This window comes from Halovulum dunhuangense (genome assembly GCF_013093415.1).
Taxonomy (GTDB): domain Bacteria; phylum Pseudomonadota; class Alphaproteobacteria; order Rhodobacterales; family Rhodobacteraceae; genus Halovulum; species Halovulum dunhuangense.
On the sequence record NZ_JABFBC010000002.1, the window covers coordinates 372129 to 389580 of the forward strand.

A 17452-nucleotide genomic window follows, 5' to 3' on the forward strand; every position below is an offset into this window, starting at 1 on the left:
GGCGGATGGCACCGTCATGCGGCGGGGCACCGCTCAAGGTGTAGGGGGATAATGCGGAAAATCCCGCAAATTCTGTCGACCAGGGGAACATGGCGCAGAGGATCGGAAACAAGCCGCCCTCATCCGGCCAGCGGCGCATAGGGTTTCAGCGGCGGCACATGCAGCCTGACCGCATCGCCGAGTGCAAGCGCGCCCGGCCGCTCGACCCAGCCCAGCACGCCCCGGCGCCCGCGCGCGGCAGGCACGAAACCGGCGCCCTTGCCGGGATGGTGCCCTTCGATCACGCGGGAGACATGCTGGCAGGGTCCGTTCTCCATGTCGATCGCGATGCTCGTGCCGCTTGAAAGCAGAAGTCGGGAAGACGGAGGAATGCGTGTCAGGTCGGGGATCCCCTCGATCACGATGTTTGCGCCCAGCCATTCCGGCTTCAGCCCTGGCAGGCCCATGGCGGCGGCGATGGCGTCGAGTTCCTCGACCGACAGGATCGAAACCTGGCGCGCGTTCCGGATCTCGGTCCCTTTCGGATATTGCGAAGTGACTCGGCTGCAGGAGCGGCGGGTCAGCCCGGAATGCGCCTCGCCCTCGAGCCCGTCGAAACTGGCCTCCAGAACCAGCCGCGCCTCGGAGCACAGGCTCTCGGATCGGTCAGGCACGACCCCAAGCCAGGCGATGCGGCCTGTGATCTCTGTCGGCGTCAGCATGGGCATGGGGGCACTCCGGTGCGGTATGGCGCTGACGGATTAGCAAAGAAAAACCCCCCGCGTCCATCGGGCGCGGGGGGCTTTGTCGGTATTCGGCGAAGTTCAGACCAGCGGTTCGGGTTCCAGCCCCGCATCCTCGCCCGGGCGGCGCTTGGGCCGGCCGGTCTTGGGGATCGCGGCGATCGAGCTTGCCCCACCATCGTCGGGGCTTTCGCCGTCGTCGCCGGCGCCCCGGTTGAGCGGCTCGCCCCGGATCACACGCGTTATCTCTGCGCCGGTCAGCGTCTCGTATTCGAGCAGGCCCTCGGCCAGACGCTTCAGGTCGTCGGCCTTTTCGGTCAGGATGCGCTTGGCGGTCTCGTAGCCCTCGTCCACCAGCTTGCGGACCTCCTGGTCGATCGCCTCCTGGGTGTCCGGCCCGGCATTCACCGAGCCCTGCTGCGGCCCGAGATAGCTGAACTGCTCGTTCGCGTAGTCGATGTTGCCCAGGCTCTCGGACATGCCGAAGCGCGTCACCATCGCACGAGCGATCCGCGTCACCTGCTGGATGTCCGACGCCGCACCGGAGGTCACGTTCTCGGCCCCGAAGGTCAGCTCCTCGGCCACCTTGCCGCCCATCGCCATGGCGATCTGCGACTTGTACTTCGTCTTGGTGACCGACAGCTGATCCCGTTCGGGCAGCGACAGGACCAGACCCAGCGCGCGGCCGCGCGGAATGATGGTCGCCTTGTGGATCGGGTCGTGCTGCGGGACGTTCAGGCCCACGATGGCATGGCCGGCCTCGTGATAGGCGGTCAGGCGACGCTCGTCGTCGGTCATGACCATCGAGCGGCGCTCGGCGCCCATCATCACCTTGTCCTTGGCGTTCTCGAAATCCTCCATGGTCACGAACCGCTTGCCGGTGCGCGCGGCCATGAGCGCGGCCTCGTTCACCAGGTTCGCAAGATCGGCGCCAGAGAAGCCGGGCGTGCCGCGTGCGATGATCCGCATGTCCGCATCCGGGCCAAGCGGCACCTTGCGCGAATGCACGTCGAGGATCTTCTTGCGGCCGTTGATGTCCGGGTTCGTCACCTGCACCTGCCGGTCGAACCGGCCGGGGCGCAGCAGCGCGGGGTCAAGCACGTCGGGGCGGTTGGTGGCGGCCAGCAGGATCACGCCCTCGTTCGCCTCGAAACCGTCCATCTCGACCAGCAGCTGGTTCAGGGTCTGCTCGCGCTCGTCGTTGCCACCGCCATAGCCCGCGCCACGGTGCCGGCCCACGGCGTCGATCTCGTCGATGAAGACGATGCAGGGCGCGTTCTTCTTGGCCTGCTCGAACATGTCGCGCACCCGGCTTGCACCGACGCCCACGAACATCTCCACAAAGTCCGACCCCGAGATGGTGAAGAACGGAACGCCCGCCTCGCCGGCGATGGCGCGCGCAAGCAGCGTCTTGCCGGTACCCGGCGGGCCGACCAGAAGCGCACCCTTGGGGATCTTGCCGCCCAGGCGGCTGAATTTCTGCGGATCGCGCAGGAACTCGACGATCTCTTCCAGTTCTTCCTTGGCTTCGTCGATGCCTGCGACGTCGTCAAACGTCACCTTGCCCGACTTCTCGGTCAGAAGCTTCGCCTTGGACTTGCCGAAGCCCATGGCACCGCCCTTGCCGCCGCCCTGCATGCGGTTCATGAAGAAGATCCACACCCCGATCAGCAGCAGGAAGGGCAACCAGAGCGACAGCGTCGCCATGAAGGTGGACTGCTCCTGCGGAACGACCTGGATGTTCACCCCGGCATTGCGAAGCGCCGGCAGCGGATCAGCGTTGCGCGGCTGGATGGTCTGCAAGGACCGGTTGTCCGCGGTCTGGATGAGAACCTTTTCTCCATCCAGCCGGACGGTGGACACCTGCCCCGCCTCGACCTGATCGAGAAACTCGGAATAGCTGATGTCACGGGCGGACGTCGCCGGTCCGCCATTGCTGAACACGTTGAACAGCGCCAGCATCAGCACGAACACGATCACCCAGAACGCGATGTTTTTGGAATTTCCCACTCGGGCTTCTCCTGTCGATCCGGCGCACAGGGCCGGTCCCTTGGCGTATCTGACTACATAATGGGGGTTACAGAGGTTTCAACGCTCCCGAGCGGAGGCGCGAAAGCCGTCCGGCCCGCGTAGAAGCCAAGCATGGCAGTCTTCGGCGGGCTTTGCAAAGGGTGCGGCAATCAGCGCATCCCCGCGCCGGAACGCGGGGCTCGCCAGAAGGGCCGCACGCGGCCACCCGGTTTCGCGCCAGTCGGGACAGGCCGCAAGGCCTGATGCCCCCAGGGCCGACACCGACAGACCGGCACGATCCGCGCGGGTTGCCCAGCGCCGGTCCCAGATCTCACCCGCTGGCACTGGCTCGGCGCAGCGGGCCCATTCCCGGCAAACCAGGATCTCGTTTCCGCGCCGTGAAATGACGCAGCCCTGAAGGGTGCGGGCCCGCATCGGGCCCGCGGTGAGCGCCGCGTCGAGCGCGCCTAGGGCGTCCAGACGGGGCCGGTAATCGCTGCTCGCGACCCAGCCCAGCGCGCGCGACAGAAGCCGCAGGCGAAGTTCCGGCAGGGCGTCGGCGTAGACCTGCGCGGCGATGCGCACGGCCCCGACCGGCAGGGCCTGGGCGGCCGCGCCGGCCAAGGCATCCGCCGCCGCCTCGAGCGCTGCGCGCGCCCGTGCCATCGCTTGGGCCGTGGCGACAAGGCGATCCGTGGTCAGCCCGAGTTCGGCCAGATGTGGCATGGCGCGGCGGATCCGCACCCGGTCGAAACGCGGATCCTCGTTCGACGGATCGTCGTGCCAGGCGATACCCCGCGCCGTCAGGAAGTCACGCAACGCGCCGCGGGTCGTGCCAAGAAGCGGGCGAAGCCATGTCAGCCCGTGCCCCTGCGCCACCGGCGCCATCGCGGACAGACCGTCCACCCCGGACCCCCGCGCAAGCCTGAGGAGCACCGTCTCCGCCTGGTCCTCACGCGTGTGCCCCAGTGCCACGGCGGCGATGCCACGCTGCCCGGCCCAGGCGGCGACAAGCCCGCGGCGCGCATTGCGGGCAGCGTCCTGAAGATTGCCGCGGCGGTCCCAGCCTTCCCATCGCAGGATCGCATGCTCTACCCCGAGCGCGTGGCAGAGCCGCGCCACGGATGCTGCCTCGAAGGCACTTTCTGGGCGCAGCCCGTGATCGACGGTCACCGCCGCAAGCGTGCGCGCGTTCCGGTTGCACCATTCGGAAAGAAGAACAAGCAGCGCGGTCGAGTCACCGCCGCCGGATACCGCCACCCCCAGCGGCCCGAGCGGGGCCGCCGCAAGCGTGGCGGGATCGAGGGCAGGATCCGCGCCGCCGCTCACCTAGCCGGCGCAGCCAAGGGCACGCCGCTCGCTCTCGGTCTGGGCGCGCAGTTCCGACGCGATGTCGGGATAACGGTTCGTGACCTCGGACAGGGTCAGGCAGGCTTCCTGCTGCCGCCCCAGCCGGCCCAGGCTGACGCCAAGCCGGTAGAGCGCCTCGGGCGCCTTCTCTCCCCGCGGCGAGCCGGAAAAGCTGTCCAGATAGCTGCGTGCCGCGCGGCTCCAGTCGCCTGTCGCGGCCAGCGCCTCGCCCCGCCAGAAGGCGGCTTCCCCGGCGCGGGGGCCGCCCGGATTGTCGGTCAGGTATTGCGCAAAGGCCCTTTCGGCGGCGAAGAAATCGCCCGAACGGTAGCTCTGGAGCGCGGTCTCGAAGGTATCGCCGGCAGGCACGGCCGGTGCGGGCTGCGCCGCTTCGGCCTGCGGCGCGGGGTTCGCCGGCGGCGGTGGGACAGCCGACGGGCTTTCACCGCGCAGCACCGGCCGGGTGCCCCCCGGGGCGGCCGTCTCGGCGGGCGATGTCGCGGGCGGCGCGGTGGGTGCCGCGGGTGCGGCGGCGGGCGGGCTTGCGGGTTCCGCGGGACCGGACCCGAGCGGCCGCGTCTCGCCCAGCGTGCTGAAATCGCCCCCCTCGAGTTCTGTCAGCCGGAACTCGAGATCGCCGATCCTGTTCGTCCCGTCGGTCACGATCTGCTCGATCCGGAAGCGAAGCTCCTCGGTCTGCGCCGTGAGTTGCTGCAACCCCGCCTCGAGCGCGTTGACGCGGTCCAGCACCGGCTGCGGGTTGGCGATGCCCGATACCGCGGGGTTGTTCAGGATCAGCTCCTGCCGCAACCCGTCGATCTCGGCCCGAAGCTGCTCGAGCTCGGACCGGATATCGGCCAGCGTCTGAGGATCGGGCTCGGCCATGGTCAGGCCAAGCCCCGGCTCGATCGTGGTCTGCGCCCAGCCCGGAAACGGCGTTGCGGCAAGCGCCAGGCAGATGGCGGCTGCACGGAATGTCTGCATCATCCCTCTCCTTCGCGCGGCGGGGCCGGACCCTCGGCGCGAACTCCGCGCCTCAGACCCCCAGCCCGCCGGTCACGACCGTAACGGCGCGGCGGTTGCGCGACCAGCAGGACTCGTCCGAACAGACGGCCTCCGGCCGCTCCTTGCCGAAGGGCACGGTCGACAGGCGGCTGTCCGGGATGCCCTTGGTGACCAGGTAGTCGCGCACGGCGCCCGCACGGCGGGCGGACAGGCGGAAGTTGTATTCCCGCGTTCCCTGCTCGTCGGCATGGCCTTCGATGGTGATTGCAAGCTCAGGACGCGCCAGAAGCCAAGCGGCCTGCTGGTCGAGGATCGCACGCGCGGTGCCGTCGAGCGTGCTCTGGTCCACAGCAAACAGGACCCGGTCGCCGATCACCTGGTTGAAATAGGCGATGGAGTTGACCTCGATCGGGCGCCCGTCGGGGCCGATCACGGTGCCGCTCATGGCGCCCGGACCGGTCAGGCTGCCGCCCTGCCCGTTGAACAGGGCATCGGGATCCTCTCCCTGGGAACAGGCGCTGACCGCCAGCGCGGCACACAGCAGAAGAATGCTCGGTTTCATGGCGTACTACCCTTCGATAAGCCTCGTAACGCCCCTTTGCGCCTTGCTGGCGGGGCTTGCGTGCAGATGTATCATGTTTGCGGATCGCCGCATAGCATCGCCGGTTCAGGGCAGCAGCGACGACCAGCTGGGATCAGAGGCGAAGCCGGGCGTCGGAAGCCGCCGAAGATTGCGCCCCGTGATGTCGACCGAATAGAGCCCGGGCCCACCTTCCGACCCCGGAACTTCGCGGAAAAATGCGATGACGCGGCCATTGGGCGCCCAGGTCGCCCCCTCGTCCAGAAAGGACGAGGTGAGCAGCCGCTCTTCCGATCCGTCGGTGCGCATCACACCAATGTGAAACGTGCCGCGCAGGATCTTCGTAAAGGCGATCAGGTCGGCCCGTGGCGACCAGATCGGGGCACCGTAGCGCCCCTCGCCGAAGCTGATGCGCGTCGCCTCGCCGCCCGAAGCCGACATGACATAGATCTGCTGGGTTCCGGCCCGGTCGCTCTCGAACACGATCCGGCTGCCGTCGGGCGAAAAGCTCGGCTCGGTCTCGATCGCGGGGGTGTTGGTCAGTTGCCGGACCTGGCCCGAGGCCAGTTCCATGATGAAGATGTCAGAGTTTCCGCCCTGCCCGGCCGCGAATACCAGCCGCCCGCCATCGGGAGAGAAGCGCGGCGCGCTGGTGAAGCCCTCGCCGCCCGGAAGGGGGCGCTTTTCCAGCGTCCGTGTATCGAGCACATAGACCCGCGGGGTGCCACCCTCGTAGGAGGTATAGACGATCCGGCTGTTGTCCGGCGACCAGCGCGGCGAGAAGACAAGCGAGGCGTCGTCGGTCAGGTAGACGACATTCGCGCCGTCCTGATCCATGACCGCCAGCCGCTTTCGCCGCGCATCCTTGGGGCCGCTTTCCGCCACGAAAGCCACTTTCGTGTCGAAATAGCCCTGCTCGCCGGTCAGTCGGGAATAGACCTGGTCGGACACCTTGTGCGCCATGCGGCGCCAGTCGGCGGGGGTGCCCACGAATTGCTGGCCCTGGCCCAGCTCGCTCTGGGCAAAGACGTCATGCAGACGGAACTTGACGACGATACGCCCGTCCGACGTGGTCGAGGCAGAGCCGGTGATCAGCGCCTGGGCGTTGATCGCGCTCCAGTCGGAATACTGCACCGCCTGGTCGAAGCTGCCGATCCGACCGATATGGGCCGAGGCGGGGATCTCGCGGAACAGGCCCGATCCGGTCAGGTTCGCGGCGATCACCGACGTGATGTCCCGCGCGACCTGTTCCGCGCCGGCATTCTCGGCCACGAAAGCCGGGATCGCGATCGGCAGCGGCTCGATCACGCCCTCGGTGATCTCGATGCGCAGCGGCCCCGAACGGCTCTCCTGCGCTGTGGCGACCGGCGCCATCAGCACGAGCCCAGTTGCCGCAAGCCCCATGACAGAGCCCAGAACGGTGCGAAGGATCGGATTTACCATCGTGCCAGCATTCCCTTCGGGTCGAAGGCAACCTCGAGGTTGCGCCATTGTTCGTACTTGTCGCGCGGTAGATCGTAGCCCTGTCCCTGGCAGCGCAGCAAGGCGCGCCGCGCCGCCTCGTAGGCGATCTCGATTTCGCGGCGGTCCATGCGGGCGGGCTCTATCAGCCGCGGGCTGCCGACGATCTTGCCATCGGGGGCAAGTTCCACCGCCACGACCACCCGCAGGTCGGACGCGCCTTCCAGCCCGGCGGGAACATTCCAGCAGGCCTGCACGGCCAGGCGAAGCGCGTCACGCTCTCCGGCGGTCAGGGGTGGTCCTGCGGGCAGGTCCGCCTGCGGGGCGGCGGCTTCCGGGCTTTGCGCCGGTGCCTCCGGCTGCGGCTCGGATGCGGCCGCCGCCACGGCAGCGGCAATCGCCTCTGCCTCTGCATCGGGACGGGACTCGGGCTCCGGCTCCGGCTCGGGCTCAGGCTCAGGCTCGGGCTCCGGCTCAGGCTCGGGCCTTGCCTGCTGCGCGACAATCTCGCGCTCGGTTTCCGCCTGCTGGGCGGCGATCTGCGCTTCGAAGTCGCGCGGGCGTGCGCGCGGCGCGGTGGAACTGCGCAGCGCGAGCCCCTCCTCCGCCCCGCTTTCGGGCAGCGGGCTTGGCGCGGTGGTCGACGCATCCGGCGCGGCGGATTCCTGCGGCTCGGCCTCGGCGGTCTCGGTTTCCTCGGGGACGGCTTCCGCTGCCTCGACGGGCTGCGGCTGCTGCTCGGCGGGGCGCTGGGGCGGCGGCGGCGCATCCTGCGAGGCGATGCGCGGCGCCTGCGGCGGCGCCGGTGGCGTGGACCGCTCGGGTCCGCGCGGCGCTTCGGTCCGGTCGTCGAAGCCGCTGGTTCCCGGCAGCGCAAGCTGGCTTGGCGCGGGCGCGGGCTCCGACTCGGCGGGGGCGTCAACGTCCACCGCGACCTCGGGCTGGACCAGCCGCTCGATCAGCGCCGACAGGTCCGCCGCGGCATCCCGCTGCGAGGGATCGGCGATCTCTGCCTGTTCGGTCGCGACCGGCGCCTCGTCCGGGCGCGGCGGCGGCGGCGCGACGCCCGCCATGGGCGCGCTCATGCCCTCGGGCAGAGCCTCGGTCACCTCCGGGGCCTGGTCCCGCGGACCGCGCAGCGCGGACGCATCGACGATGGACACCTCCGTCACGCGGCTGACGTCGCGCAGACTGTCATCCTTCCGGGGGACGCCCAGAAGGATCAGCACGATCACCAGAGCGTGCAGTCCAAGGGATATGCTCCATCCGGTGCGCATGGCGGCCAGCGCTACTCCGTTGCCCCGTTCAGGGTGGGGCCGCCGCCATCGGTGACAAGCCCGATGTCACGGAAGCCCGCCGCGTTCAGCGCGCCCATCACTTCCATCACCTCGGAATAGGAGATGGCGCCGTCGGCACGCAGGAAAACCTTGTTGTCGGTCCGCTCGGCGGCAACGGCGGCCAGCAGCGTCACCAACTGATCGCGCGGCACCTCGGAATTCTGAAGCATCACGGTACCGCCCGGGGCCAGTGCGATGGTCAGCGGCTCTTCTTCCGATTGCTCGAGCGGGGTCGCCGCCGTCTCGGGCAGCTCGATGGGTACGCCCACGGTCAGAAGCGGCGCGGCCACCATGAAGATGATGAGCAGCACCAGCATCACGTCGACGAAGGGCGTGACGTTGATCTCGGCAATGGGGCGCGACTTCGAGCGGCGCCCGCGCCGCAAGCCGCCCCCGCCGCGCTGTCCCCCCGAAAGGCTGGCGCCCATGGCTCAGGCCTCCCGCGCTTCGAGTTGGCGGGACAGGATGACCGAGAATTCCTCGGCAAAGCTGTCGTAGCGCGCGCCGATGGCGTCCGCATCCGACGACAGCTTGTTGTAGAACACGACCGCCGGTATCGCCGCCAGCAGGCCGATTGCCGTGGCCAGCAGCGCCTCGGCGATGCCGGGGGCCACGACGGCAAGGTTGGTGCTTTGCTGGATCGCGATTTCCTCGAAGGAATGCTTGATCCCCCAGACGGTGCCGAACAGGCCCACGAAGGGAGAGATGGAGCCGACGGTCGCCAGCACACCCAGGCCACGGGTGATCTCGTCCTGCTCGCGCGCGATGGCGACATTCATGGCGCGGTCGATTCGGGCCTGCGCCCCGGCGATCAGGCCGCCGTCATTGGCGTGGCTGCGCCGCCATTCGCGCATGCCGGCGACAAAGATCTTCTCGGCACCGTCGCGCGGCTCGGCCTCCACCTCGTCGAACACCTCGTCGAGGGGGGTCCCCGACCAGAAGGCATCCTCGAACTCGTCGGCCTCGGCGCGGGCCTTGCGGAAATTGATGTGCTTCTGGACGATGATGGCCCAGGACCAGACAGAGGCGACGACCAGGACGATCATCACCAGCTTGACCGTCACGGTTGCCCGCACGAATAGCGCCCAGAACGAAAAATCGGTCGCGCTGGCGGCGGCCAGGACTTCGGTTTCCATCGATACTGCTCTTGTGCTCTGTTCAAGATGCCGGTCGTGTCCGCCGGCTTGACGGGTAGTCTAGTCGAGTTTGGGCGGCTTGTGTCGAAAATCCGCGTGATTGTCGAGTGTCACGCCGAACCCGCGCCCAGCCCGGCGAGGGCTTGCCGGATTTCGGCGGAAAGCCGCCCGATCCCGCCCGACGCCGTCATGCAGGCGACCGTCACCCGGGCCGAGGCGACAAGCCTGTCGCGCACGCGCAATTCCTGCGCCATCTCGATCGAGGCGCCGCCAATGCGAAGCATCCGCGTAAGCACGCGCAGTTCCTCGCCGAACCGCGCGGGGGAGTGGTAGTCGATCTCGACCCGGCGCACCACGAAGGCCAGTCCCTGCCCCGCCAGCAGTGTGGCCTGGTCGATGCCCGCGGCCGCAACCGCCTCGGACCGGCCCCGCTCCATGAATTTCAGGTGGTTGGCATAGTACATGACGCCCGCCATGTCCGTGTCCTCGTAGTAGACGCGGAAGCGGCACTCATGCGTCATCGGCCAGATCCCCCAGCAGAAGCCTTGCCCGTGCGGCCAGCCGGTGCGCATGGGCCGGCGTCCGGCTGGCGGCGGGCAGGACCGGGTCATAGGCGGCGCGGATCAGGGCGGCCACCTCGGGCCGGACGATCGCCTCCCCCCCTTTCGCCAGGACCGCGACCGGGCTTTCGGCCCTGAAGGCGGTATCCGACCAGAGCAGCATCGACTGCGCCATCTGCGCGACAGCCAGCGTCCGGGCCGAGACGGCCGCCAGATCGGCGTCATAGCGCAGGAAGATCAGGCACAGGCGGATCGCCCCATCCGCGTCGAACCGAAAGGAACGGTACTGGTTCGCCCCGGCCTGCGTCAGCCGGTCCAGAAGCTGCGACAGGTCCGGCACCAGCCGGTCCAGATGCGCCACCCCGTCCAGTTCCGACCAGTCCGACACGAAGAAGATCAGAAGGTTGGCGCCCAATTCTGGATCGGTGTCCACAAGACGCAGATCGCCGAGCGCCGCCACGTCGCGGATCGCGCCTTTCAGCGCGCCGATGGATGCGTCGTCGGTCCCGAAGACCACCGGCGCCAGCGGCCGCGCCCAACGCGCGAACTGGAAACTGCCATCCGACCGGGTGAAAAGGCTCTCTACCTTTTCCGGGGTCATGCCTCGTCCCCGAACAGGCTGTCCTGCTGCGTGGCTGCGCGCGGCACGGGCGCTGCCAGCCCCAGATGCCGCCAGGCCGCGGCCCCCAGCATCCGGCCGCGCGGGGTGCGTTGGACCAGCCCGCATTGCAGCAGGAAGGGCTCGATCACCTCCTCGATGGCGTCGCGCGCCTCGGACAGGGCGGCGGCTATGGTCTCGACCCCGACCGGGCCACCGCCGTAATGCTCGGCAATCAGCATGAGATAGCGCCGGTCCGCCCCGTCGAGGCCGAGGTGATCCACTCCCAGCCGGGTCAAGGCGCGGTCGGCAATCTCTCGCGTGACGCGGCCGTCCCCCTCGACCAGCGCGAAATCGGCGACCCGGCGCAGCAGCCGCCCGGCAATGCGCGGCGTACCGCGCGCGCGGCGCGCGATCTCCTGCGCACCGTCGGGGGTGGCTTCGGCACTCATCAGTCGGGCGGCGCGGCTGACGATCTGGACCAGCTCCGCCTCGGTGTAGAACTCCAGACGCGTGGGAATGCCGAAGCGGTCGCGCAGCGGCGTGGTGAGCAGCCCCAGCCGCGTGGTCGCCCCGACAAGGGTAAAGGGCGGCAGGTCGATCCGCACGGTGCGCGCGGCCGGCCCTTCGCCGATCACCAGGTCCAGCGCGAAATCCTCCATCGCCGGGTAGAGCACTTCCTCGACCACAGGGTTAAGACGGTGGATCTCGTCGATGAAAAGAACGTCGCGCGGTTCCAGATTTGTCAGGATCGCCGCCAGGTCCCCGGCCTTGGCCAGCACCGGGCCGGATGTCATGCGGAAACTTACCCCAAGCTCGCGCGCCATGATCTGCGCCAGCGTCGTCTTGCCCAGGCCCGGCGGGCCGTAGAACAGCGCATGATCCATCGCGGCCTGACGCCGCCGGGCACTTTCGATGAACACGGCAAGGTTCGCGCGCGCCTCGGCCTGGCCCACGAATTCGGACAGGCTTTGCGGGCGCAACGCGCGGTCGGCATCCTCGGGGCGTGGCTCGGGGCGCAGCGTGGGGTCGGGTCCGGTCATGCTCTCATCCCTTCGGCGCCAGCAGCCGCAACGCCGTCCGGATCAGGGCCTGCGTGCCCTCGGCGCCCTCGGACTCGGCGCGGGCGACGGCCGAAGCGGCATCCCCCTGCCCGTAGCCCAGATTGACCAGCGCGGACAAGGCATCGGCCCGCGCATCCGCCAACGTCGCCCCGGCGTCGGGCGCGACGGCCACCGGTGCTGGGGCGGCGGTGCGCGGCTCGGGCGACGCGTCGGGCTGGTCGATCACGCTTGCGGGCGCCGCCCCCTTCGCGCCCAGCGCCATCATCGCCGGGGCCTTGTCCTTCAACTCTAGGATCACGCGCTGCGCGGTCTTTGGGCCGACCCCGGGCGCCTTGCGCACCGCCGCCATGTCGCCCAGCGTGATCGCCCGCGCGATGCCCTCGGGGCCAAGCGTGCCAAGGATGGCCAGCGCGCCGCGCGCGCCGATCCCCTGAACCGAGGTCAGCAGCCGATGCCATTCCTTTTCCGCCAGCGTCAGGAAGCCGAACAGCTGCAACAGGTCCTCGCGCACCACCAGCTCGGTATAGAGCGCCGCGAACGCCCCCGGCCCGGGCAGGGCGGCCAGCGTCCGGTCAGAGCAGTAGACGACGTATCCCACGCCATGCGCCTCGATCAGGACATGGTCGGCGGCGCGGTAGTCGATGCGGCCGGTGACTTTCCCGATCATCGCGCCGCCTCTGCGCGGGCGACGGCCGCCTCTAGCTTGCCTGCGAATTTCGCGTGATGGGCATGGCAAAGTGCTATGGCCAGCGCGTCGGCGGCGTCGCTTCCCGCGATCTCCACCCCCGGCAACTGGATCCGGACCATGTGCTCCACCTGCGCCTTGTCGGCATGACCCACGCCGACAACAACCTTCTTCACCGCGTTGGGCGCGTATTCGGCGACCCGTAGCCCCGCCTGCGCCGGTACCAGCAGGGCGATGCCCCGCGCCTGACCCAGTTTCAGCGTGCCGGCCGCGTCCTTGTTGACGAAGGTCTGCTCGACCGCGGCCTGGTCGGGCGCAAAGCGCAGGATCACTTCCGTCAGCCCCACATGAAGCGCCAGCAGCCGCGCCGCCAGATCGTCGCCCGACGACTGGCAGACACCGTTCGCCACATGGCGCATGCGGCTGCCCGTCACGTCCACAACGCCCCAGCCGGTGCGCCTGAGCCCCGGGTCGATGCCGATTACCCGCATCTGCCGGCCTTTCTGCTCGTTCTTTTCGTTGGTCCGGACGCTAGCACGAAACGGGAACACGGGGAAAGCGAAAGCGAGGGCCTCAGCCGCGGCGCAGCACCAGCGTGACCCATTCGCCAAGATTGATCCGGTCGATCCGGGAAAATCCATGGCCGGCATAGACGCCCTCGACCCGCCGCGCCTGGCGATTGAGGATACCCGACAGGATGGCCACACCGCCGGGGCGGATATGGCGCGCCATGTCCGGGGCAAGCTGCACCAGGGGCCGCGCGAGGATGTTCGCGAACACCAGGTCATAGGGCGCGCGGGTACGCAATGCGGGGTTGCGGAAGCCTGCGCCGCAGACCACCGGCACCGCGGCGCCGATCCGGTTCGCATGCATGTTGGCCACCGCCGTCGCCACCGCGACCGGGTCGATGTCCGAGGCGATGACGTCGCGCTTGAAGGCGCGGCGCGCGGCCATGGCCAGAACGCCCGTGCCACAGCCGATATCGGCGGTGTTGCCCGCGACCATCCCCTGCCGCATCAGCCGGTCCAGCGCCAGAAGGCAGCCACGGGTGGTGCCGTGATGCCCGGTGCCAAAGGCCATGGCCGCCTCGATCTCCAGCCCGATCCGGTTCTCGGGGATGGTGTCGCGGTCATGGCTGCCGAAAACGACGAAGCGCCCTGCCTCCACCGGGGTGAGTTCGCGCCGCACCTGCGCCACCCAGTCGCGATCCTCGACGCGGCTGACCGCGAAGGGCCGCGCGCCGTGCATCGCGGCCATCAGGTCGAGCGCCGCGACATCCGGCTTCTGCGTGAAATAGCCCCCGACCTCCCACAGGCCCGAGCCGTCCTCGATCTCGAAGATGCCGACCCCGGTGGGCGAAGGGGTCATCTCGTCGATGGCATCGGCAAGCGCCGCGGCGCGGTCCTCGCCGGGCAGGCTCGTAAGGGCGGTCCAGGTGGTCATGGGCTTTCTCCTGCGCGGCGCAGGCACCCGCTTAGGCGGGCGCCCGGGCGGCGTCAAGCAGGGGCGCCGTGGCAATGCCCAGCGCCCCCAGCACCGCGGAGAGCTGCGCCTCGACAGGGCGGGCACCATCCGATTCGATCACCGGACAGGCCTGCCGGGCCAGCCAGGCGCGGTGAGTCCACAGGTTGCGCCCCTTGCCCCCCGCCTCGTCATAGCGGGCGGCGGCGGCCAGAAACGCCTCCATCGCCAGGAAATGCGGCCCGCCATCGACCAGCGCCTCGACCCCGTGGCGCTGGGTCTCGCGCAGGCGAAGGCGCTCAAGCCGCAGATCGCGCGGCGCGCGCAGGAAGACGATGGCATCGAAGCGATCCGACAGTGCCTCGCCCCATTCGGCGACCGAGCCGGAGAGAACCCAGCCGGGCTGCGTCAGGAACGCCTCTTCCATCAGCCGCACCCGCTCGGGCACCGGGCGCGCGGCGGCAAATGGCACCGGCGTGGGAAGCCAGTGATAGTCGTCGGTGTCGTGATGCGTCAGGCCCAGGCGTGCGGCCAGCGCGCGGCCAAGCGTGGTGCTGCCCGCGCCCGCCGCGCCGGTCACATGGATCCGAAGCGGATGCGCGGGGCCCAAGATCAGGCGCCGGTGCCGATGGGGCAGGTCACGCCGGTGCCGCCTATGCCGCAATAGCCGGCCGGGTTCTTCGCCAGGTACTGCTGGTGATAGTCCTCGGCGTAGTAGAACGGCCCGGCCTGCCGGATCTCGGTGGTGATCGGCCCGTAACCGGCCGCCGCCAGCCGCTGCTGGTAGACCGGCTTCGACGCCTCTGCCGCCGCCTTCTGTTCGGGCGTGGTCCAGTAGATGCCCGAGCGGTACTGCGTGCCGCGGTCATTGCCCTGCCGCATGCCCTGGGTCGGGTCGTGCCCCTCCCAGAAGGTGCGCACCAGTGCATCGAAGCCGATCTGCGAGGGATCATAGACCACCAGCACCACCTCGTTATGGCCGGTCTGGCCGCTGCATACCTCCTGGTAGGTGGGGTTCGGCGTGTAGCCGGCGGCATAGCCCGCCGCGGTCACCCAGACACCCGGCAGCTTCCAGAACATGCGCTCCACGCCCCAGAAGCAGCCCATGCCGAAGAGCACCTGCTCGGTCCCCTCGGGGAACGGTCCCTTGAGGGGGCGGCCGCTCACGAAATGGGTGTCTGCGGTGGGGATGGCCGCGCTGCGGCCGGGAAGGGCCGCGTCGGGCGACGGCATCTCGAGTTTCTTGCCCAGTCCGAAGAACATCACGACGTCTCCTGTCACTTCCGCCCCGATGTAGGGCTGCGTTCGGAAATTCCCAGTGGCGCGCGCCTATTCCGCGGGGGCCGGCAGCGCACGCACGAAGATGGTCTCGTTGCCCGGTGCCGGGTGGCGCGGGATCAGCATGGCCAGCGCCAGCGACACACCGGCCATGCCGGCAGCCATCAGGAAGACCGAGCCGGGGCTGACCAGCCAGACATACCCCAGAAGCGCGGGCAGGAACACCGCGGCGATATGGTTGATGGTGAAGGCCACGGCGGCGGTCGGCGCGATGTCCGCGGGGTCGGAAATCTTCTGGAAATAGGTCTTGAGCGCCAGCGCCAGACCGAAGAACAGGTGGTCGATGACATACAGCGCCGCCGCCACCAGCACCCCCCAGCCGAAATAATAGATCCCGCCATAGGCAAGGAACACGCAGATCAGGCCGACATATTCGACGGCCAGCGCGCGCTTTTCGCCCCAGCGCCCGACCGCGGCACCGATCAGGGGGCCGGCGAACATGTTGGCCAGGTAGTTGATCAGGAACAGCGCCGTGACCTCGTGCACCTCGAAGCCGAATTTCTCGACCATCATGAAGGCGGCGAAGACGACGAAGATCTGCCGACGCGCGCCCGACATGAACTGGAGCGCGTAGTAAAGCCAGTAGCGCCGGCGCAGGATCAGCTTCTTGGTCTGCGGGTTCGGCGCATCGAACGACGGGAACAGTAGCCGCGCCGCCAGCGCGATCGCCAGCGTGGCGATGCCGCCGGTCATGAAGACGAAGGAAAAGCTCAGGTCGAACGCCTTCCACGTCGCCACGATCAGCCCGTAGGCCAGCAGCGACGCCCCCGAACCGACCGCCAGCAGCCAGCCCAGCATCTGCGGCGCACGGCGCTTGTCGATCCATTGCAGTTGCAGCGACTGGTTCACCGTCTCGTAGTAGTGGAACCCGATCGACGAGATCAGCGTCGTGATCAGCAGCCCCGTGAAGGAGGGGAAATACCCCGTCACTGCCACGGCGCCGCCCAGCATCGCCAGCGACAGCAGCGCAAGCGTCTGCTCGCGCAGAAGCATGATGACCGCGATCACGCCCACCGCCAGGAAGCCGGGGATCTCGCGCACCGATTGCAGCCAGCCCCAGTCCGAGCCGTCGAAGGCGGCGACCTCGACCACGAAGTTCTGAAGGGTCGCGACCCAGACCGCGAAGCTCAGCGGCATGCCGAAGGCCATCAACGCCAGCAGCGCCTCGGGACGGCGCCAGCGCGGCAAGCTGGCAGCTTCCTCGAGGGTCATGGGACGGCGGCGCGACAACAGGCTCATTCCGCCGGACATACGCCCAATTTCGACCCTTGGCGAGCGCCGCTTGCGCATGCCGGGGAAAATGGCTTGCGCCCAAAAGGAAACGCCGCCCCCGGGGGGACGGCGTTCCGGAATTCCGGTCTGCGAAGGATCAGTTCTTCGCGTAGTATTCGACGACCAGGTTCGGCTCCATCATCACCGGGTAGGGCACGTCGGCCAGCAGCGGGGTGCGGGTGAACTGGGCGGTCATCTTGGAATGATCGACCTGGATGTAGTCGGGCACGTCACGCTCGGCCAGGCCCACGGCCTCCAGCACGACGGCCAGCTGCTTGGACTTGTCCCGCACCTCGATCACGTCGCCCTCGGAGACGCGGAAGGAGGGGATGTTCACGCGCTTGCCGTTCACGAGCACATGGCCGTGGTTCACGAACTGGCGGGCGGCGAAGATGGTCGGCACGAATTTCGCGCGGTAGACGACGGCGTCGAGACGGCGCTCCAGCAGGCCCACAAGCAGCTCGCCGGTGTCGCCGCGCTGACGCTCGGCCTCGGCATAGATGCGGCGGAACTGCTTTTCGGTCAGGTCGCCGTAATAGCCCTTCAGCTTCTGCTTGGCGCGCAGCTGCAGACCGAAGTCCGACAGCTTGCCCTTGCGGCGCTGGCCATGCTGGCCGGGGCCGTATTCGCGCTTGTTCACCGGGGATTTCGGACGGCCCCAGATGTTCTCGCCCATGCGGCGGTCGATCTTGTACTTGGCAGACGTGCGTTTGGTCACGGCTGGATCCTTTCAGCATCGATGTGAAAGGTGCTTTCCTTTGCCGCCTCCGGAACCGGATTTGGCCGACAGGCATCCCCTTGCGGGGGCCACAAACACCAAAGTGCCCGCCCGTCTCGGGGCAGGTCGCCGCGTTATACGGATCTGCGCCGGGC

At 68.8% G+C, this 17452-nt stretch carries 19 protein-coding genes; all 19 read right to left on the reverse strand.

From position 1 onward, the window contains the following. Positions 1-119: 119 nt before the first annotated feature. Positions 120-707: an MOSC domain-containing protein gene (locus tag HMH01_RS12505; protein WP_171326051.1), complete on the reverse strand. Its 588-nt coding sequence runs from the start codon at positions 705-707 to the stop codon at positions 120-122. Between the two features lie 96 nt (positions 708-803). Further along, positions 804-2732 (reverse strand): ATP-dependent zinc metalloprotease FtsH, encoded by a 1929-nt coding sequence (gene ftsH, locus HMH01_RS12510; protein WP_171326053.1) that lies wholly within the window; start codon positions 2730-2732, stop codon positions 804-806. Positions 2733-2810: 78 nt separating this feature from the next. Beyond that, a complete protein-coding gene (gene tilS / locus HMH01_RS12515; protein ID WP_171326055.1) occupies positions 2811-4061 on the reverse strand; it encodes a tRNA lysidine(34) synthetase TilS in 1251 nt (416 codons plus the stop codon). Beyond that, a complete protein-coding gene (gene ybgF / locus HMH01_RS12520; protein WP_171326056.1) occupies positions 4062-5066 on the reverse strand; it encodes a tol-pal system protein YbgF in 1005 nt (334 codons plus the stop codon). It abuts the gene before it with no gap. 52 nt (positions 5067-5118) lie between these two features. Next, positions 5119-5649: a peptidoglycan-associated lipoprotein gene (locus HMH01_RS12525; protein WP_171326058.1), complete on the reverse strand. Its 531-nt coding sequence runs from the start codon at positions 5647-5649 to the stop codon at positions 5119-5121. A gap of 105 nt (positions 5650-5754) precedes the next feature. Then, on the reverse strand, positions 5755-7110 hold the full coding sequence (tolB, locus tag HMH01_RS12530) for a Tol-Pal system beta propeller repeat protein TolB (RefSeq protein ID WP_246237400.1): 1356 nt from the start codon (positions 7108-7110) through the stop codon (positions 5755-5757). After that, positions 7104-8405 (reverse strand): hypothetical protein, encoded by a 1302-nt coding sequence (locus tag HMH01_RS12535; RefSeq protein ID WP_171326060.1) that lies wholly within the window; start codon positions 8403-8405, stop codon positions 7104-7106. The genes tolB and HMH01_RS12535 overlap by 7 nt, the downstream gene beginning before the upstream one ends. Positions 8406-8416: 11 nt before the next feature. After that, entirely contained in the window at positions 8417-8893 is a 477-nt protein-coding gene (gene tolR, locus HMH01_RS12540; protein WP_171326061.1) for a protein TolR, read from the reverse strand. A 3-nt stretch (positions 8894-8896) separates the two neighbouring features. Continuing rightward, positions 8897-9601: a protein TolQ gene (tolQ, locus tag HMH01_RS12545; RefSeq protein WP_171326063.1), complete on the reverse strand. Its 705-nt coding sequence runs from the start codon at positions 9599-9601 to the stop codon at positions 8897-8899. Between the two features lie 110 nt (positions 9602-9711). After that, complete coding sequence (locus HMH01_RS12550; RefSeq protein ID WP_171326064.1) at positions 9712-10122, reverse strand: YbgC/FadM family acyl-CoA thioesterase; 411 nt, start codon at positions 10120-10122, stop codon at positions 9712-9714. Continuing rightward, on the reverse strand, positions 10112-10762 hold the full coding sequence (locus HMH01_RS12555; RefSeq protein ID WP_171326066.1) for a hypothetical protein: 651 nt from the start codon (positions 10760-10762) through the stop codon (positions 10112-10114). The genes HMH01_RS12550 and HMH01_RS12555 overlap by 11 nt, the downstream gene beginning before the upstream one ends. Next, on the reverse strand, positions 10759-11802 hold the full coding sequence (gene ruvB, locus HMH01_RS12560) for a Holliday junction branch migration DNA helicase RuvB (RefSeq protein WP_171326068.1): 1044 nt from the start codon (positions 11800-11802) through the stop codon (positions 10759-10761). Before ruvB ends, HMH01_RS12555 begins: the two co-directional genes overlap by 4 nt. A gap of 4 nt (positions 11803-11806) precedes the next feature. After that, positions 11807-12490 (reverse strand): Holliday junction branch migration protein RuvA, encoded by a 684-nt coding sequence (gene ruvA, locus HMH01_RS12565; RefSeq protein WP_171326069.1) that lies wholly within the window; start codon positions 12488-12490, stop codon positions 11807-11809. Then, complete coding sequence (gene ruvC, locus HMH01_RS12570) at positions 12487-12999, reverse strand: crossover junction endodeoxyribonuclease RuvC (RefSeq protein WP_171326071.1); 513 nt, start codon at positions 12997-12999, stop codon at positions 12487-12489. The genes ruvA and ruvC overlap by 4 nt, the downstream gene beginning before the upstream one ends. 82 nt (positions 13000-13081) lie before the next feature. Continuing rightward, positions 13082-13951 carry a 50S ribosomal protein L11 methyltransferase gene (locus HMH01_RS12575; protein ID WP_171326072.1) on the reverse strand — a complete coding sequence of 290 codons (870 nt, stop codon included), beginning with the start codon at positions 13949-13951 and terminating at the stop codon, positions 13082-13084. 31 nt (positions 13952-13982) lie between these two features. Further along, positions 13983-14579 carry a P-loop NTPase family protein gene (locus HMH01_RS12580; RefSeq protein ID WP_171326074.1) on the reverse strand — a complete coding sequence of 199 codons (597 nt, stop codon included), beginning with the start codon at positions 14577-14579 and terminating at the stop codon, positions 13983-13985. Between the two features lie 2 nt (positions 14580-14581). Beyond that, positions 14582-15232 (reverse strand): peptide-methionine (S)-S-oxide reductase MsrA, encoded by a 651-nt coding sequence (gene msrA / locus HMH01_RS12585; RefSeq protein WP_171326076.1) that lies wholly within the window; start codon positions 15230-15232, stop codon positions 14582-14584. A gap of 66 nt (positions 15233-15298) precedes the next feature. Continuing rightward, positions 15299-16546, reverse strand: coding sequence for an MFS transporter (locus HMH01_RS12590; protein WP_246237401.1), 1248 nt, complete (start codon positions 16544-16546; stop codon positions 15299-15301). A gap of 130 nt (positions 16547-16676) precedes the next feature. Continuing rightward, positions 16677-17297: a 30S ribosomal protein S4 gene (gene rpsD / locus HMH01_RS12595; protein WP_171326077.1), complete on the reverse strand. Its 621-nt coding sequence runs from the start codon at positions 17295-17297 to the stop codon at positions 16677-16679. Between the last annotated feature and the right edge of the window lie 155 nt (positions 17298-17452).

Bases quoted from the DNA above. Each gene is read 5' to 3' on its own strand.
- ruvC (WP_171326071.1), bottom strand. From the start codon at position 12,999: ATGCGGGTAATCGGCATCGACCCGGGGCTCAGGCGCACCGGCTGGGGC.
- HMH01_RS12555 (WP_171326066.1), bottom strand. From the start codon at position 10,762: ATGACCCCGGAAAAGGTAGAGAGCCTTTTCACCCGGTCGGATGGCAGT.
- msrA (WP_171326076.1), bottom strand. From the start codon at position 15,232: ATGTTCTTCGGACTGGGCAAGAAACTCGAGATGCCGTCGCCCGACGCG.
- HMH01_RS12535 (WP_171326060.1), bottom strand. From the start codon at position 8,405: ATGCGCACCGGATGGAGCATATCCCTTGGACTGCACGCTCTGGTGATC.
- tolQ (WP_171326063.1), bottom strand. From the start codon at position 9,601: ATGGAAACCGAAGTCCTGGCCGCCGCCAGCGCGACCGATTTTTCGTTC.
- HMH01_RS12525 (WP_171326058.1), bottom strand. From the start codon at position 5,649: ATGAAACCGAGCATTCTTCTGCTGTGTGCCGCGCTGGCGGTCAGCGCC.
- tolB (WP_246237400.1), bottom strand. From the start codon at position 7,110: ATGGTAAATCCGATCCTTCGCACCGTTCTGGGCTCTGTCATGGGGCTT.
- ybgF (WP_171326056.1), bottom strand. From the start codon at position 5,066: ATGCAGACATTCCGTGCAGCCGCCATCTGCCTGGCGCTTGCCGCAACG.
- tolR (WP_171326061.1), bottom strand. From the start codon at position 8,893: ATGGGCGCCAGCCTTTCGGGGGGACAGCGCGGCGGGGGCGGCTTGCGG.
- ruvA (WP_171326069.1), bottom strand. From the start codon at position 12,490: ATGATCGGGAAAGTCACCGGCCGCATCGACTACCGCGCCGCCGACCAT.
- HMH01_RS12505 (WP_171326051.1), bottom strand. From the start codon at position 707: ATGCCCATGCTGACGCCGACAGAGATCACAGGCCGCATCGCCTGGCTT.
- HMH01_RS12550 (WP_171326064.1), bottom strand. From the start codon at position 10,122: ATGACGCATGAGTGCCGCTTCCGCGTCTACTACGAGGACACGGACATG.
- ruvB (WP_171326068.1), bottom strand. From the start codon at position 11,802: ATGACCGGACCCGACCCCACGCTGCGCCCCGAGCCACGCCCCGAGGAT.
- HMH01_RS12575 (WP_171326072.1), bottom strand. From the start codon at position 13,951: ATGACCACCTGGACCGCCCTTACGAGCCTGCCCGGCGAGGACCGCGCC.
- HMH01_RS12590 (WP_246237401.1), bottom strand. From the start codon at position 16,546: ATGAGCCTGTTGTCGCGCCGCCGTCCCATGACCCTCGAGGAAGCTGCC.